Raw genomic sequence first — 15,355 nt, forward strand, 5'->3', positions numbered from 1 at the left:
TCGTCAGTCGCGCGCTAAAAGGCGCGGGGCAAGCTCTTTGAGAGCGCGTCGATACACCTCGCGCTTGAATGTCACCACCTGGCCCAACGGATACCAATAGCTGACCCAGCGCCAGCCATCGAATTCCGGTTTACCGGTCAAATCCATCCGCACCCGTTGCTCGTTGGAGATCAGGCGCAGGAGAAACCATTTCTGTTTCTGGCCGATGCACAGCGGTTGGCTGTGGGTACGTACCAGACGTTGCGGCAAACGATAGCGCAACCAGCCCCGGGTGCAGGCGAGAATTTCAACATCTTCGCGCTCCAGGCCTACTTCTTCGTTCAGCTCGCGGTACAAGGCGTCTTCCGGCGTCTCTTCGGGGTTGATTCCCCCCTGCGGAAACTGCCAGGCATCTTGATTGATTCGGCGAGCCCATAGCACCTGGCCGGCGTCATTCGTCAGAATGATCCCGACATTGGGGCGAAAACCATCGGGGTCGATCACGGCAACAACCTCGCAAACGCATGTCGCCGCATTGTTCCACAAAGGTTGTTAAGGCGGCAACGAAGGTTCCTACCTTATGTGCACTCTTGTGAAAAGACCGTATTCTTGTCGCCTTTTTACTGACTTTTCAGCGGGTAACTGCAATGCGCCTGGCTTTATTCGATTTGGACAACACCCTCCTGGGCGGTGACAGCGATCACGCCTGGGGCGATTACCTGTGCGAGCGCGGCTTTCTCGACGCCGTCGCCTACAAGGCACGCAACGATGAGTTCTACCAGGATTACCTGGCCGGCAAACTGGATAACGCTGCTTACCTGAACTTCTGCCTGGAAGTCCTCGGGCGTACCGAAATGGCCACGCTGGATCAGTGGCACAGCGACTACATGCGCGACTGCATCGAGCCGATCGTGCTGCCCAAGGCTATTGAACTGCTGGCCAAGCACCGCGCCGCCGGCGACAAACTGGTGATCATCACCGCCACCAACCGCTTCGTCACCGGGCCGATCGCCGAGCGCCTGGGCGTCGAAACCCTGATCGCCACCGAATGCGAAATGCTCGACGGCCGCTACACCGGACGCAGCACCGATGTGCCGTGCTTCCGCGAAGGCAAGGTGACGCGGTTGAATCGCTGGCTGGAAGAAACCGGGTTTACGCTGGAAGACAGCTACTTCTATAGCGACTCGATGAATGATTTGCCGTTGCTGGAGCAGGTGACGAATCCGGTGGCGGTTGATCCTGATCCGAACTTGCGGGCCGAGGCTGAGAAGCGTGGTTGGCCGGTGATTTCGTTGCGCGACTGATATCGCTTTACTGTAGGAGCGAGCTTGCTCGCGAAAAACTTAAGATCGCTGCGGGGCTTCAGGCGCCCCGCGTTTTCGTTAACGCCCATCGCGAGCAAGCTCGCTCCTACACAGGTTTGGCGCCCATCAACCCCGCAATGGCGACAAAACAGACAAAACTGAACAACGCCAGGGCAAAGGTGAACTTGCCCACGCCACCCGGCGCCTTGCGCAGCTTGTTCAGCCGCACCAGCAGCCAGAACCACGCCAGTGCCGCTACGGTGTAAAACACACTGGAGGCCAGCAACCAGGTCTGTCCCAACGGCCAGCCCACCAGGTGCACCATCCACCAGCCGGTAAACGGCATGCTCAGCAGCGCCAGCCCCATCAACAGCCAGACAAATACACGTGGCCGTTGCAGGGTGCGGCTTCCCGCCGTCGCATCACCCTTGCGCCGCGCCAGCAAAACCCAGACGCCCAGACCCAGCGCACAAGCCAGCAGTACAACGGTTGCCACCATGTGCGCCGCTTTCAGGGCAGTTAACGTTTCCATTGTTCGATTTCCTTATGACCTGCCCATCAGCGTAGCCCCTCAGCCAAGAAACAGCTGGTAGGCCGGGTTGTCGCTTTCGTCCCAGTACGGGTAACCGATTTCTTCCAGCGCCGCCGGCACCAGGTGGCGCTCATCGTGGGGCACTTGCAGGCCCGCGACGACCCGGCCATCCGCCGCGCCATGGTTGCGGTAATGGAACATCGAGATGTTCCAGCGCCCGCCGAGCTTGTTGAGGAAGTTGAACAGCGCCCCCGGACGCTCCGGGAATTCGAAACGCAGGATCACTTCGTCGACCACATGCGCCGCACGCCCGCCGACCATGTGACGGATGTGCAACTTGGCCAGTTCATTGTCGGTCAGGTCCAGCACCGGGAAACCCTGTTCGCTCAGGCTGGCGATCAGGGCGCTGCGCGGGTCGTTTTCCGGATGGGTCTGCACGCCGACAAAGATGTGCGCTTCGCTGCCGGTGTTGTAGCGGTAGTTGAATTCGGTGATCTGGCGCTTGCCGATGGCTTCGCAGAACGCCTTGAAGCTGCCCGGCTTCTCGGGAATGGTCACGGCGATGATCGCTTCGCGGCCCTCGCCCAGTTCCGCACGCTCGGCGACGTGGCGCAGGCGATCGAAGTTGACGTTGGCGCCGGAGTCGATGGCAACGAAAGTCTGACCGCTGACGCCGCGCTGCTCGACATACTTCTTGATCCCGGCCACGCCCAAGGCGCCGGCAGGTTCGGTGATCGAGCGGGTATCGTCGTAGATATCCTTGATAGCAGCACAGATTTCATCGGTGCTGACGGTGATCACTTCATCGACATAGTCCTTGCAGATGTCAAAGGTGTGCTGACCGATCTGAGCCACCGCAACCCCGTCGGCGAAGATGCCCACGGTCGGCAACACCACGCGCTCGCCCGCCGCCATGGCGGCTTGCAGGCAATTGGAGTCATCCGGCTCGACGCCGATGATCTTGATGTCCGGGCGCAGGTACTTCACGTACGCCGCAATGCCGGCGATCAGGCCGCCACCGCCCACCGGGACGAAAATCGCATCCAGTGGCTGCGGGTGCTGGCGCAGAATCTCCATCGCCACGGTGCCCTGCCCGGCAATGGTGTGGGGATCGTCGTACGGGTGAATGTAGACGTAGCCTTTTTCATCGACCAGTTTCAGCGAGTAGGCCAGGGCTTCCGGGAACGAATCGCCGTGCAGCACCACTTTACCGCCGCGCGAGCGCACGCCTTCGACCTTGATCTCCGGGGTGGTCTTTGGCATCACGATGGTCGCCTTCACACCCAGCACCTTCGCCGCCAGGGCCAGGCCTTGCGCATGGTTGCCCGCCGAAGCCGTCACTACGCCGCGGGCGCGCTCTTCGTCGCTCAACTGGGTCAACTTGTTGTAGGCGCCGCGAATCTTGAAGGAGAACACCGGCTGCAAGTCTTCGCGCTTGAGCCAAATGCTGTTGCCCAGCCGCTCGGAAAGCTGGCGGGCTGACTGCAAGGGGGTTTCTACGGCAACGTCATAAACGCGCGAGGTGAGGATCTTTTTGACGTACTGTTCAAGCATCGGAAAGCATCACTGAGCGGGTTGGGCGGGACCAAGGAGTCTAACCCGCATTTTGGCCGCACGACCACCTGTTGTAGGAGCGAGCTTGCTCGCGAAAAACGCAATGGCACCGCTGCACATCTATTTTCACGCGTTATCGTTCACGACCATCGCGAGCAAGCTCGCTCCTACAAGGAACGGTCGACCTGCCAATCGGGCAATGACCTTCCCTGCCCCGGGGCCTATAATGCCGGCCTTTCGTTCCCTCCTCGGCACTCCGGAGCCCGCATGAACCAGGATCAACTCAAACAGGCAGTGGCCCAGGCCGCCGTCGACTTCATCCTTCCGAAACTCGACGACAAGAGCATCGTCGGGGTCGGCACCGGCTCCACCGCCAACTGCTTCATCGACGCCCTGGCCCAGCACAAGGGCGCATTCGATGGCGCCGTTGCCAGTTCCGAAGCCACCGCCGCGCGCCTCAAGGGCCACGGGATTCCGGTGTACGAACTGAACACCGTCAGCGACCTGGAGTTCTATGTCGACGGCGCCGATGAAAGCGACGAGCACCTGAACCTGATCAAGGGTGGCGGCGCCGCCCTGACCCGCGAGAAGATCGTCGCGGCCGTGGCCAAGACGTTCATCTGCATCGCCGATGCCAGCAAACTGGTGCCGGTCCTCGGTACTTTCCCGCTGCCGGTGGAAGTCATCCCGATGGCCCGCAGCCATGTGGCCCGCGAACTGGTGAAGCTCGGTGGCGACCCGGTCTACCGCGAAGGCGTGCTGACCGACAACGGCAACATCATCCTCGACGTGTTCAACATGCAGATCACCAACCCGGTGGAGCTGGAGACACAGATCAACGCGATCGTCGGCGTGGTCACCAATGGCTTGTTCGCGGCGCGTCCGGCGGATCTGTTGTTGCTGGGTACCAGCGAAGGCGTGAAGACCCTGCGCGCCGAGTAAGCCAGGCCTTCCACATATTTGTGGGCAGATGAAATACCTGTGGGAGCGAGCTTGCTCGCGATGAGGCCGTGTCAGTCGACTGAAATGTTGAATGACAGACCGCAATCGCGAGCAAGCTCGCTCCCACAGTATTTTGTGGTGTTGGTCAGGGTTGTGTTGGTTTCTTGAACACGTAGAACAGATTCGGCTCGCTGACGAGGTACAGCGTACCGTCGTCGTCCACGGCGATCCCCTCCGCTTGCGGCACGATGTTTTGCAGGCCCTGGCGCCCCTTGCCCAATGACATTGTGCTCAGCGGACGCCCGCTCACATCCAGCTCCAGAATCAACCGCGACTCATCCGACAGCGCCAGCAAGTGCCCGCTGCGCTCGTCGTATTGCAGGCTCGACAGATCCCGCACGAACATCCCGGCATCTCGCTTGGGGTCGTTGATCACGTGTATCGAGTAGGATTCTTCAGGATTGAAGCGCGGGAAACCGTGCACCTCGTAGATCAGCATCGGGTTGCGCTCCTTGGCAACGAACAGGCGCTTGCCCACGGAATCGTAAGCCAGCCCCTCGAAACCCTTGTTGCCACCCATGTGGACGCCAATGGTCATCTGCTCGGCGTCTGCCGCATCGACGAAAGTGGTGTCCTGCTCCAGACGAATCTTGATCAGCCGCTGCTGGCTTTCATCAGTGACCACATAGATGTCCTCACTGATGAACTCCACCGCCTCCGGATCGCCGAAACCGACCAGTGCCACACGGCGCAAAATCCTGCCGTCGAGGGACAACTCGATCAGCTCGCTGTGTTTGTTGGTGACGGTGAACAGGCTTTTGCGCACCGGGTCGTAGGTCAACGCTGAAACGTTGTCCGCCAGGCCATCGATCACCTGCGCTTCGGTCACGACCCGGTATTGATCAAGGCCCATGGTCTGGGAACTCACCGGCTGCCACAGCGTATGCAGATTGAACCAGGCACGCTCGAACAGACGCAGGTATTGGCCGAGCGCAACCAAGGCGACCAGCGAGATCACCGACAGGATCAGAATCAGGGATTTGGGGCGGGCAAATCGACGCATTCGGGCGGGCTCTGGGTCAAAACAGGCGGATGAAATATCACGCCCGTCTGAACTGAAGCTTAATGGCCGCGGGCCCTTTACGTATACGCAATCAACGTAGGAGCTGCCGCAGGCTGCGATCTTTTGATTCTGGCGTCCGTCAGAACGCCAAAGTCAAAAGATCGCAGCCTGCGGCAGCTCCTACACAGAGGCATTACCTCTGTTTTTCGAAGCGATAAAACAGGTTCGGCTCGCTCACCATGTACAGCGTGCCAGCTTCATCCATGGTCACGCCTTCGGCACGCGGAATGGTGTTTTTCAGGCCGTTGAAGCCACGCAACAGGGTGATGAAACTGACCTGCTCGCCCTTCTTGTCCAGTTCCAGCAACAGGTGCGAGTCGGCAGACAGCGCCAGCATGTGGCCGGTCCGCGGGTCGATGTCCAGCGCCGACAGGTTGCGCATGTCCAGTGCATGACTGGCCAGCTTCAGCTTGTCGCCGGTCAGGACCTTGCTGTCACCCTTCCAGGCAAACAATGCCGGCGGGCGCTCTTCACCCAGCACCAGTTGCTGATTGCGCGAATCCCAGGTAACAGCCTCAAAGGCTTTGTTCTGGTCTTTGGAAGGGCCGAGGTTGTATTTCGGGAAGTCGGCAATGTTCAGTTCGCGGGTGTCGGCATCGACCTTGACGATAGCGATCAGATGCTCGCGCTCATCGACAATGGCCAGTCGGCCGTCGCCCAGCACGGTGACGGCCTCAGGGTTGCTCCAGCCGACCAAAGGCATTTTGCGCAGCACATCACCCTGCAGGTTCAACTCGACCAGGAAGGGGTTCTTGCCCATGACCGAAAACAGGGTCTTGGTCTGAGAGTCATAGGCCACGTCTGATGCTTCGTCCTTCTCCATGCCCGGCAACGGTTTGGCATCGATCACCGCCCGATAGTCCGGCAGCCAGATACTGGCCTGACGCTCGGCCGGGCTTTTGAATTGCTCTTTCACCCAGAGCACGCCCCGCGCATCCCAATGCATCGCAAATGCAACGCCGTAGGCGACAACGGCCACCAACAGAAGCCAGGTGTGCCAACGCAGGGCGAAGCGTGAGCGGCGGGCAGGTTTAAGCGCGGATAGCGGAGGAGTGGCCATTGGGGAATGCGTTCCAGAAATTCAGGCTAGGGGTAATAGCACAGTTTGGGGCCGGTTCAGAGGCCGAAAGCCCTGAAATTATCCAGACAGAATGTGAAAAAAACGGGAAATGACAGGGTGAGCCATCTACAGGCCACGGAGAAACCAATGTGGGAGCGAGCCTGCTCGCGATGGGGGCGTGTCATCCAACAAAGATATTGAATGACACACCGCTTTCGCGAGCAGGCTCGCTCCCACAGGGTTTGGCGGTGTCTGGACTAGCGAACGCTGCTGCTGAAGCGGCTGGCGCCCGGCAGTTCCAGGACGATCTCGTCACCGACATTCAGCGGACCGACGCCCACTGGCGTGCCGGTGAGGATCACATCGCCGGCCTGCAACGAGAAGCAGCCGGCCATGTGCTGGATCATCGGCACGATCGGGTTGAGCATTGCGCTGCTGTTGCCGTCCTGGCGCACTTCGCCATTGATGGTCAGGCGGATGCCGATGTCGGTCAGGTCGGCAAAGGTGCTGCCGGACACGAACGGAGCAATCACCGCTGCACCGTCGAAGGACTTGGCGATTTCCCACGGCAGCCCCTTGGATTTCAGCTCGGCCTGCTTGTCGCGCAGGGTCAGGTCCAGGGCCGGGGCGAAACCGGAGATGGCGTCGAGCACTTCTTCACGGCTTGGCTTGGTCGACAACGGCTTGCCGATCAACACAGCGATTTCCGCCTCGTAATGTACCGAACCGCGCTCGACCGGAATGCTGAAACCGCCTTCCAGCGGCACCACGCAACTGCCCGGCTTGATGAACAGCAGTGGCTCGGTCGGTACCGGGTTATCCAGTTCCTTGGCGTGTTCGGCGTAGTTGCGGCCGATGCACACCACTTTCCCCAACGGGAAATGAATACGCGTACCGTCGACATACTGGTGCTGATAGCTCATTTACCGTCTCCTGCCTTCAAGGGTGCTTAAGGTTTGCAGTTCAAACCGCGAAGATTTTGCCCGGGTTCATGATGCCGTTCGGGTCAAACACTGCCTTGACCGCTTTCATGTACTCGATCTCGACCGGCGAACGGCTGTAGGTCAGGTAATCCCGCTTGGTCATGCCCACACCGTGCTCGGCGGAGATCGAACCGTTGTACTTCTCGACGGTTTCGAACACCCACTTGTTGACGGTGGCGCACTTGGCGAAGAACTCGTCCTTGCTCAGGTTATCCGGCTTGAGGATGTTCAAGTGCAGGTTGCCGTCGCCGATGTGGCCGAACCAGACGATTTCGAAATCCGGGTAGTGTTCGCCGACGATCGCGTCGATTTCCTTCAGGAACGCCGGGACTTTCGATACGGTGACCGAGATGTCGTTCTTGTACGGCGTCCAGTGGGAGATGGTTTCGGAGATATATTCGCGCAGCTTCCACAGGTTCTGCAGCTGGGTTTCGCTCTGGCTCATCACGCCGTCCAGCACCCAGCCCTGCTCGACGCAGTGCTCGAAGGTTTCCAGGGCGTGGTTGGCCACTTCTTCGGTGGTCGCTTCGAATTCCAGCAGCGCGTAGAACGGGCAGTCGGACTCGAACGGCGCCGGCACGTCGCCACGGGCCATGACCTTGGCCAGGGCCTTGTCGGAGAAGAATTCGAAGGCGGTCAGGTCGAGCTTGCTCTGGAACGCGTGCAGCACTGGCATGATCGAGTCGAAATCGGCGGTGCCGAGGACCATCGCGGTCAGGTTTTTCGGCGCGCGATCGAGGCGCATGGTCGCTTCGACCACGAACCCGAGTGTGCCTTCAGCCCCGATGAACAGCTGGCGCATGTCGTAGCCGGTGGCGTTCTTGATCAGGTCACGGTTCAGTTCCAGCACGTCGCCCTTGCCGGTGACGACTTTCATGCCGGCGACCCAGTTACGGGTCATGCCGTAGCGAATCACCTTGATCCCGCCGGCATTGGTGCCGATATTGCCGCCAATCTGGCTCGATCCTGCCGAAGCGAAGTCCACCGGGTAGTACAGGCCGTTTTCTTCGGCCACGTTCTGCAGATGCTCGGTAACCACGCCCGGCTGGCAAACGGCGGTGCGGTCAGTGAGGTTCACGTCGAGGATCTGGTTCATGTAGTCGAACGACACGACCACTTCGCCATTGGCCGCTACCGCTGCGGCGGAAAGGCCGGTGCGACCGCCGGACGGCACCAGCGCCACCTTGTGTTTGTTGGCCCACAGGACAATGGCCTGGACCTGCTCGGTGGTCTTGGGGAACACGATGGCGGTCGGGGCCGGGGCGAAATGCTTGGTCCAATCCTTACCGTAAGCATTCAGGGAGTCGGCATCGGTCAGCACCTTGCCAGGCTCAACCAGGGTCTTCAGCTCTTCAATCAGGGCAGGATTGGTCATCGACAGAACTCTCGAACAATTCATGGTCATCCTGAGAACGCTTCACGTCGCAGGAATGAGTGTTTAGCGGGGTGCATATGCTAGCATACCGACCCCGCAGGGTAGTGCCCAAAGGCTGTTCTGCGGTGACGGCATTCCTGCCGTCCGGGTCAGCTCCGGGCTGCTCCCTTCCCTGCCATTTTTCTCCGGGATACAGGTTTACGCAGATGAGCAAGACTTCTCTCGATAAGAGCAAGATCAAGTTCCTTCTTCTCGAAGGCGTCCACCAATCGGCTGTCGACGTCCTCAAGGCGGCGGGCTACACCAGCATCGAGTACCTCACAGGTTCTCTGCCGGAAGCCCAGCTCAAGGAAAAGATCGCTGATGCTCACTTCATCGGCATTCGCTCGCGCACTCAACTGACCGAAGAGATCTTCGATCACGCGAAGAAGCTGGTTGCGGTCGGCTGTTTCTGCATCGGCACCAACCAGGTCGACCTGGACGCTGCCCGCGAACGCGGTATCGCGGTGTTCAACGCGCCCTACTCCAACACCCGTTCCGTAGCGGAGCTGGTGCTGGCCGAAGCGATCCTGCTGCTGCGCGGTATCCCTGAGAAGAACGCTTCCTGCCACCGTGGCGGCTGGATCAAGAGCGCGGCCAACTCCTTCGAGATCCGCGGCAAGAAGCTGGGCATCGTCGGTTACGGCTCGATCGGTACTCAACTGTCGGTCCTGGCGGAAGGCCTGGGCATGCAGGTGTACTTCTACGACACCATCACCAAGCTGCCTTTGGGTAACGCCACTCAGGTAGGCAACCTGCACGAGCTGCTGGCGATGTCCGACATCGTTTCGCTGCACGTACCGGAAACCGCCGCCACCCAGTGGATGATGGGCGAGAAAGAAATCCGTGCCATCAAGAAAGGCGGCATCCTGATCAACGCCGCCCGCGGCACCGTGGTCGAACTGGACCACCTGGCGGCCGCCATCAAGGACAAGCACCTGATCGGCGCGGCCATCGACGTATTCCCGGTGGAGCCGCGCTCCAACGACGAAGAGTTCGAAAGCCCGCTGCGTGGCCTGGATAACGTGATCCTGACCCCGCATATCGGCGGCTCCACCGCTGAAGCCCAGGCCAACATCGGTCTGGAAGTCGCGGAAAAACTGGTCAAGTACAGCGACAACGGTACTTCGGTATCGTCCGTGAACTTCCCGGAAGTGGCCCTGCCGGCTCACCCTGGCAAGCACCGCCTGCTGCACATCCACGAAAACATTCCGGGCGTACTCAGCGAGATCAACAAGGTTTTCGCCGAAAACGGCATCAACATCTCCGGTCAGTTCCTGCAGACCAACGAGAAGGTCGGCTACGTGGTGATCGACGTCGACGCCGAGTACTCGGACCTGGCGCAAGAGAAGCTGCAACACGTCAAAGGCACCATCCGTAGTCGGGTGCTGTTCTAAAAGCAGCTACAAGCGGCAAGCTTCAGGCGGCAAGTTGAGTTCGCTTTTGCTTTGACTTGAGGCTTACAGCTTGAAGCTTGCAACTGTAAAAAAGGGAGCCCCAGCGAAGCGGGCTCCCTTTTTTATTTCACATTGACGGTGATCTTCTCGGAAACGATCGGCGGATCGAACGGCATGTGGTTGCTATCGCCCAGTTCCAACTGCAAGGTGTGCTTGCCCGGCGTGAGCGTTACTTCAGCCTGGGTCTGCGCGGCGCCGAAATGCTGGTGGTTGGCATCTTTGGGGATCGGCGCCCCGGCGGCCGGCAACTCATCGACGTCGATCAGCAAATGGTGATGACCGGTGTTCTTGGTGGGGTCGCCCGCCGGTGCCAAGGCAATATTCTCGACAGCGAACTTGACGACGACCGTCTGTGGAACATTCGAGCCGTCCTTGGGAGACACGATGGACACTTTGGCGCCTTCCGGAGCCGGCGTTGCAGCACTGGCCAGCACCGAAACACCCATCAACAGGCCCGCCAAAGCAGCACGTGACATAAAGGTTTTCATTCTCTTCTCCAGTTTTTTCGTAAAATCCGCGTGACCATGACAACTTCATGGCCATTCGTTGTCGAAGGCACTCGACAACCATAGCAAAGCGAGCCTGAATCAGAGGGTCGCGATAATAAATTCAAAGGAGTGACCATGCGCTTTCTGCCTGGCCTGATCTGCCTGCTACCCCTTCTGAGCCCTTTGGCTCATGCCGAACTGATTGATGACGTCAACGACCGGGGCGAGTTGCGCATAGCCGTTGAAGCCAACACTCCCCCATTCAATTTCAAGGATGGCGACAAGCTCACCGGCTTCGAAGTCGAACTGGGCCAACTGCTGGCAAGTGAACTCGATGTCCGGGCCGACTTTGTCGTCACCGACGGCAGCGATCTGCTGACCGGCGTCGAAAGCGGCAAATACGACATCGCTATCAACCACATAGCAGTGACCCCGGATCTCAGGGATCGTTTCGATTTCAGCGAACCTTACGTTCAAGCCCGTGCGCAATTGATCGCGCAGAAAGAAGAGCCGCGCTCCATTCTGCTGGTGCAGTCGTTGACCGAAAAGAAGCCTGAAACCAACCCGGCCGTGAGCCTGGCGATTCCGTTTCAGAAGGGAAATCCGGCGTTCCATGCGAGCCTGGAAAACGCCTTGCAGCGAATCAAGGATGATGGGCGACTGCAAGCGCTGGAGCAGAAGTGGTTGGGGGTGGATGCGGGCGTGGTACCCAAACCCTGAAATCACTGGGCAACCTTGTGGGAGCGAGCCTGCTCGCGAAAGCGATATGTCAGTCAATATCAATGTCGACTGACACTACGTCTTCGCGAGCAGGCTCGCTCCCACAGTGGAGTTGTGGTGATTGTCAGTCTTGTGCGGCCAAGGCTGCCGCCGCCTGCGGCAACTCCAGCTCACTGAACACCTGCACACCATGGCGCTTGAGCAGCGCCGCCGTCACGCCCTCGCCATCGACCTTCACACCGCTGAACGTCCCGTCATAGGTCAGCAGATTGCCGCAGGACGGGCTGTTGGCCTTGAGTACGGCAATGCGGATGCCGTGTTTCTGCACCAGTTCCAGCGCCTGATACGCCCCCGACAAAAACTGCGCACTGACGTCCTCACCCTCGGTAGTGATCACCACGGCCTCGCCATCAAGGACTTGCGCGCCCTGCCCGCCTGGAATTTCCGCTGCCGCCCGAGGCGTCGGCAATCCGCCGGCGACTTCCGGGCACAACGCCACGACCCGACCTTCGTCGAGCCATTGCTGAAGCTGATCGAACGGCCCGCTGGCCCCGCCGTCGTAACGAACGCGGTGGCCCAACAGGCAGCGGCTGACGAGAATTTTCTGCATGATCAGAACGGCTCGTTGCCGCGTCGCCGGAACCAGCCCGTCAGCGACAGGCGATCGCGGGTCGCGGGCAGGACTTCGTGGGGAACCTCTCCGGAGAGAAACACCACCAGGCAGCCGCCGGTAGGCTGCACGTCGTAGACGCGATCGTTGTCGAGGTACATGCGCAACTGGCCGCCGTGTTCGGGAAGCCAGGCGTCATTGAGGTAAACCACCGCCGAAACCATGCGCCGGTCGTCATCGCGAAAGCGATCGACATGCTTGAGGTAGAACGCCCCGGGCGGGTACATCGCAAAATGGCTTTCGAAATCCTCCAGGCCGAGAAACAGACCGCGGTTGATCGCCTCGCGCAGGCTGTCCATCAAACTCAGATAGCTGTCGCAAGCCTCGGCCTGGCCGGGGTCGATCCACTGGATATGGTCGCCACGAATCCCTTCGCGGATTTCCGAAAACGGTCCACGGCCCACGGCGGCCGGAGCCAGTTCACCCTCGGCAGCACGTTTGCGACATTCGGCCGCCAGCGCTCGGGTCAAGTCCTGAGGCAGGAAAATATTCTGCTGCGACCAGCCGTGCTCGGCCAGGTCGTCGACGATTCGTAACAGCAGCGGGTGATCAGAGGATATTTGCATGGCGCGCATAGTATTCCTGTGCCCGAAAATCCGACAGAGCCGCGCAGCGGGTTGATACGAATTCTCGACAAGTACGGATGCCACACGGAGAATAGTCGCCTGCTGACAGGAGTCCCTATGCGCCGTTTGCTTTTATCACTGTTGATGTTCTGCGTTATGCCCGCCTGGGCAGACGGCCACGACCAGTTGTACAAGGTCGCCGGCTGGCCGGAACAACGCGCGCATTTCAACGACGCCCTCTCGGCTGCCCAGCAACGCTATCAGGGCAGCCTGCCTCCGGCGGTGTATCAGGCTCTGGTCAATAACAGCAATCAGCGTTTTTCCGCCCAGGCCGTGGACCTGCGCGCCGAAGCGCAATTGCGCAAGAACCTCGCCGATCCAAAACCTGCATTGACGTTTTTCCAGTCGCCCCTGGGCAAGAAGATCGTTGCTGCCGAGTTGCTGGCAACCCGTCGCGACCAACTGGCGAAAAATGCCAAGGGCTTGCCAAAGATGCAGGCCAGCGACAGCCGCCTGCTGATCATCGGCCATTTGGCACAAGCGCTGCCTGCTCGCGAGGCCGGTGCGGAAGTCAGCCTGGCGATTGCCGGTGTGGCCGCCGACAGCCTGAGTTCGATGATCCCGGGATTGCTCGGTGCCGGTCAGGCCCAGGGCATGCTCAACGGCCAGCGCCAACGCCTGATGGACCAGATTGGCAGCGACCTGAACAACACGCTGCTGTATGTCTATCGCGACCTGTCGGACGACGAACTGGAAGAATTCGCGACCTTTGCCGAGTCGACGCAAGGCCAGGCTTACTATCAGGCGGCACTGGCGGCGATTCGCGCGGGGTTGGCGGTGGGGCAGAGCAATTCGAACCTGAGCCAGTGAAAAGATCGCACTGTAGGAGCTGCCGAAGGCTGCGATCTTTTAATTTTGCTTATCGATTCTGACGACTCATCCGCTTGGTCAAGAACCCTAAATACTCCTGCCGCATCACCAGTGTTTCATTCGCCAGATGATGCCGCGCCTCAGGCAGCATCAGCACCTGCGGCCTATCAAACTTGCCCCGCAACACTTCAAGGTTATGTTCCCAATCCACGGTCATGTCCGCCTGCCCCTGCACGATCAGCGGCCGCCTGGTGCTGACCGGCGCCGCTTCAACGCGTTTGATCCAGCGTGCCAGCGCGCCAACCCAGGCTGTCGGCAGACGCAGCGGCTGCAATGGATCGGCTTGCAGGAACGGCAGAAAGGCGGGGTCGTTGGAGTTCTCGCTGAAGCGCCGGGCGATGGCTTTGACGAACGGCCTGAGCAAGTAATAGCTCAGATGCGACCAACCCCACGCTCGCGGCCGCACCAGCGGTGCCAACAGGATCACCTGACCCTGGGCCGGACTGCTCGCCCCCGCATTCAACACATGGTCGATCACGATCGCCCCACCGGTACTTTGCCCGCACAGGTGCCACGGTTGCGGCAAGTCGAGGGATTGAGCCTCGCTGAATAACCCTTGCAGCGTGTCCTGGTACTCGGCGAAATCCTTGATGCTCGCCCGCTCGCCACTGGACAAGCCATGCCCCGGCAGGTCGCAGGCAATCACCGCGAAGCCTTGGTCCAGCGCCCATTCGATCACATGCCGGTAGAGCCCGGTGTGGTCGTAGAAACCGTGGATGACAAACAACGTCGCCTTCGCCCGCTCGGGCCACCAGAACTGGCTGACCAGCTCATATCCATCGACCTCGAAGCGCCCGAGACCGCTGCGCACCTGACGCGGCGCAAAATCCAGTCCATAGAACTGCTGGTAGGCCTTCGCCTGCGCCGACAACGGCTGCCCGGCCGCCAGTGGCAGCAAGCTTGCACGTAGAAGATCGGGGTCGAAAGTGGCCGGCATGGACGATTCCAGAGCGTGAAACGGACTTTATAAGCCTTCGATATTCTTCTGTCGCGGCAAGCATGGCAAGCTAGCCGGCCTTCGAGGACTGAACCGATGCGCCCGCCCTTTCGCGCCACCCTGTTTGCCAGCCTGCTCGCCGTGGTGTGTGCCGGCGTACTGTGGGCGGCCTACGACTGGTTCCAGGGGCGTTACCTGCGGGCGTTCAGCGAGCACACGGCAATGTTTTCGGGGGATCCGCTGCGCCTTCCCGATGACCTCGCAGGCCCTGGCGCCATCCGCCTGGTGCATTTCTGGGACCCGGCCTGCCCGTGCAACGTCGGCAATCAACAACACCTGACCGAACTGGTCGAGCGCTATGTCCCCCATGGCGTGGAATTCTATGCCGTGCAAAAACCCGGTAGCCATGGCCAGTTACCGGGCACCTTGAGCCGCCTGAAAACCATCGACGTCCTGCCCGGTTCCGAACAGATCCCCGCCAGCCCGGCCGTGGCGATCTGGGACCGCAGCGGCAAACTGGCGTACTTCGGCCCCTACAGCGAAGGCCTGACCTGCAATTCCAGCAACAGCTTTATCGAGCCCATCCTGCAAGCGCTCGATGAGGGCCGTGCGGTGAGTGCTACGCACACACTGGCGGTGGGGTGTTACTGCCCATGGCCTGTAGATCCGGCGAAGCAGGGAAAGACGCGGTAATAC

General features: G+C 60.2%; 17 protein-coding genes. 6 read left to right on the plus strand and 11 right to left on the minus strand.

The genetic code is table 11. The features are described 5' to 3' along the window. Window positions 1-3 precede the first annotated feature (3 nt). Window positions 4-483 (minus strand): RNA pyrophosphohydrolase, encoded by a 480-nt coding sequence (locus KW838_RS09275; RefSeq protein WP_003229203.1) that lies wholly within the window; start codon window positions 481-483, stop codon window positions 4-6. A 143-nt stretch (window positions 484-626) separates the two neighbouring features. Here KW838_RS09275 and KW838_RS09280 point away from each other — a divergent pair, with 143 nt between their 5' ends. Further along, complete coding sequence (locus tag KW838_RS09280) at window positions 627-1,283, plus strand: HAD family phosphatase (RefSeq protein WP_218500952.1); 657 nt, start codon at window positions 627-629, stop codon at window positions 1,281-1,283. A 106-nt stretch (window positions 1,284-1,389) separates the two neighbouring features. Here KW838_RS09280 and KW838_RS09285 read toward each other — a convergent pair whose 3' ends face one another. Both KW838_RS09285 and ilvA read right to left on the minus strand, forming a co-directional pair. After that, a complete protein-coding gene (locus KW838_RS09285; protein ID WP_218500953.1) occupies window positions 1,390-1,815 on the minus strand; it encodes a DUF2269 domain-containing protein in 426 nt (141 codons plus the stop codon). 39 nt (window positions 1,816-1,854) lie between these two features. Then, window positions 1,855-3,369 (minus strand): threonine ammonia-lyase, biosynthetic, encoded by a 1,515-nt coding sequence (gene ilvA / locus KW838_RS09290; protein WP_102700005.1) that lies wholly within the window; start codon window positions 3,367-3,369, stop codon window positions 1,855-1,857. A 267-nt stretch (window positions 3,370-3,636) separates the two neighbouring features. Between ilvA and rpiA the strand changes: the two genes are divergently transcribed. After that, a complete protein-coding gene (gene rpiA, locus KW838_RS09295) occupies window positions 3,637-4,311 on the plus strand; it encodes a ribose-5-phosphate isomerase RpiA (RefSeq protein ID WP_015097253.1) in 675 nt (224 codons plus the stop codon). Between the two features lie 145 nt (window positions 4,312-4,456). Here the strand turns inward: rpiA and KW838_RS09300 are convergent, their stop codons facing one another. The 4 genes from KW838_RS09300 to KW838_RS09315 form a co-directional block, all read right to left on the minus strand. Then, complete coding sequence (locus KW838_RS09300; protein WP_102700006.1) at window positions 4,457-5,374, minus strand: SdiA-regulated domain-containing protein; 918 nt, start codon at window positions 5,372-5,374, stop codon at window positions 4,457-4,459. Window positions 5,375-5,567: 193 nt separating this feature from the next. Then, window positions 5,568-6,494 carry an SdiA-regulated domain-containing protein gene (locus KW838_RS09305; RefSeq protein ID WP_218500954.1) on the minus strand — a complete coding sequence of 309 codons (927 nt, stop codon included), beginning with the start codon at window positions 6,492-6,494 and terminating at the stop codon, window positions 5,568-5,570. Between the two features lie 257 nt (window positions 6,495-6,751). Then, window positions 6,752-7,417, minus strand: coding sequence for a fumarylacetoacetate hydrolase family protein (locus tag KW838_RS09310; RefSeq protein ID WP_218500955.1), 666 nt, complete (start codon window positions 7,415-7,417; stop codon window positions 6,752-6,754). A 40-nt stretch (window positions 7,418-7,457) separates the two neighbouring features. After that, window positions 7,458-8,852: an FAD-binding oxidoreductase gene (locus KW838_RS09315; protein ID WP_032829505.1), complete on the minus strand. Its 1,395-nt coding sequence runs from the start codon at window positions 8,850-8,852 to the stop codon at window positions 7,458-7,460. 206 nt (window positions 8,853-9,058) lie between these two features. Here KW838_RS09315 and serA point away from each other — a divergent pair, with 206 nt between their 5' ends. Next, window positions 9,059-10,288, plus strand: a complete 1,230-nt coding sequence (gene serA, locus KW838_RS09320; protein WP_007976393.1) for a phosphoglycerate dehydrogenase — start codon at window positions 9,059-9,061, stop codon at window positions 10,286-10,288. A gap of 122 nt (window positions 10,289-10,410) precedes the next feature. Here serA and KW838_RS09325 read toward each other — a convergent pair whose 3' ends face one another. Then, the gene (locus tag KW838_RS09325) at window positions 10,411-10,836 is read right to left on the minus strand and encodes a DUF4399 domain-containing protein (protein ID WP_102699607.1); all 426 of its coding nucleotides are present in this window, start codon (window positions 10,834-10,836) and stop codon (window positions 10,411-10,413) included. 135 nt (window positions 10,837-10,971) lie between these two features. On the opposite strand from KW838_RS09325, the gene KW838_RS09330 reads away from it, so the two are divergent. Then, on the plus strand, window positions 10,972-11,556 hold the full coding sequence (locus KW838_RS09330; protein ID WP_218500956.1) for a transporter substrate-binding domain-containing protein: 585 nt from the start codon (window positions 10,972-10,974) through the stop codon (window positions 11,554-11,556). Between the two features lie 124 nt (window positions 11,557-11,680). On the opposite strand, the gene KW838_RS09335 is transcribed toward KW838_RS09330, so the two are convergent. Both KW838_RS09335 and KW838_RS09340 read right to left on the minus strand, forming a co-directional pair. Further along, window positions 11,681-12,166, minus strand: a complete 486-nt coding sequence (locus KW838_RS09335; protein WP_218500957.1) for a DUF523 domain-containing protein — start codon at window positions 12,164-12,166, stop codon at window positions 11,681-11,683. A gap of 2 nt (window positions 12,167-12,168) precedes the next feature. Beyond that, complete coding sequence (locus tag KW838_RS09340) at window positions 12,169-12,801, minus strand: 2OG-Fe(II) oxygenase (RefSeq protein ID WP_218500958.1); 633 nt, start codon at window positions 12,799-12,801, stop codon at window positions 12,169-12,171. A gap of 108 nt (window positions 12,802-12,909) precedes the next feature. On the opposite strand from KW838_RS09340, the gene KW838_RS09345 reads away from it, so the two are divergent. Next, window positions 12,910-13,662: a DUF2059 domain-containing protein gene (locus tag KW838_RS09345; RefSeq protein WP_218500959.1), complete on the plus strand. Its 753-nt coding sequence runs from the start codon at window positions 12,910-12,912 to the stop codon at window positions 13,660-13,662. A gap of 49 nt (window positions 13,663-13,711) precedes the next feature. Here KW838_RS09345 and KW838_RS09350 read toward each other — a convergent pair whose 3' ends face one another. After that, entirely contained in the window at window positions 13,712-14,659 is a 948-nt protein-coding gene (locus KW838_RS09350) for an alpha/beta hydrolase (protein ID WP_218500960.1), read from the minus strand. A gap of 96 nt (window positions 14,660-14,755) precedes the next feature. Between KW838_RS09350 and KW838_RS09355 the strand changes: the two genes are divergently transcribed. Then, entirely contained in the window at window positions 14,756-15,352 is a 597-nt protein-coding gene (locus KW838_RS09355; RefSeq protein ID WP_218500961.1) for a DUF6436 domain-containing protein, read from the plus strand. Window positions 15,353-15,355 lie beyond the last annotated feature (3 nt).

Source organism: Pseudomonas sp. PDM27 (genome assembly GCF_019219205.1).
Lineage (GTDB): Bacteria > Pseudomonadota > Gammaproteobacteria > Pseudomonadales > Pseudomonadaceae > Aquipseudomonas > Aquipseudomonas laurylsulfatiphila.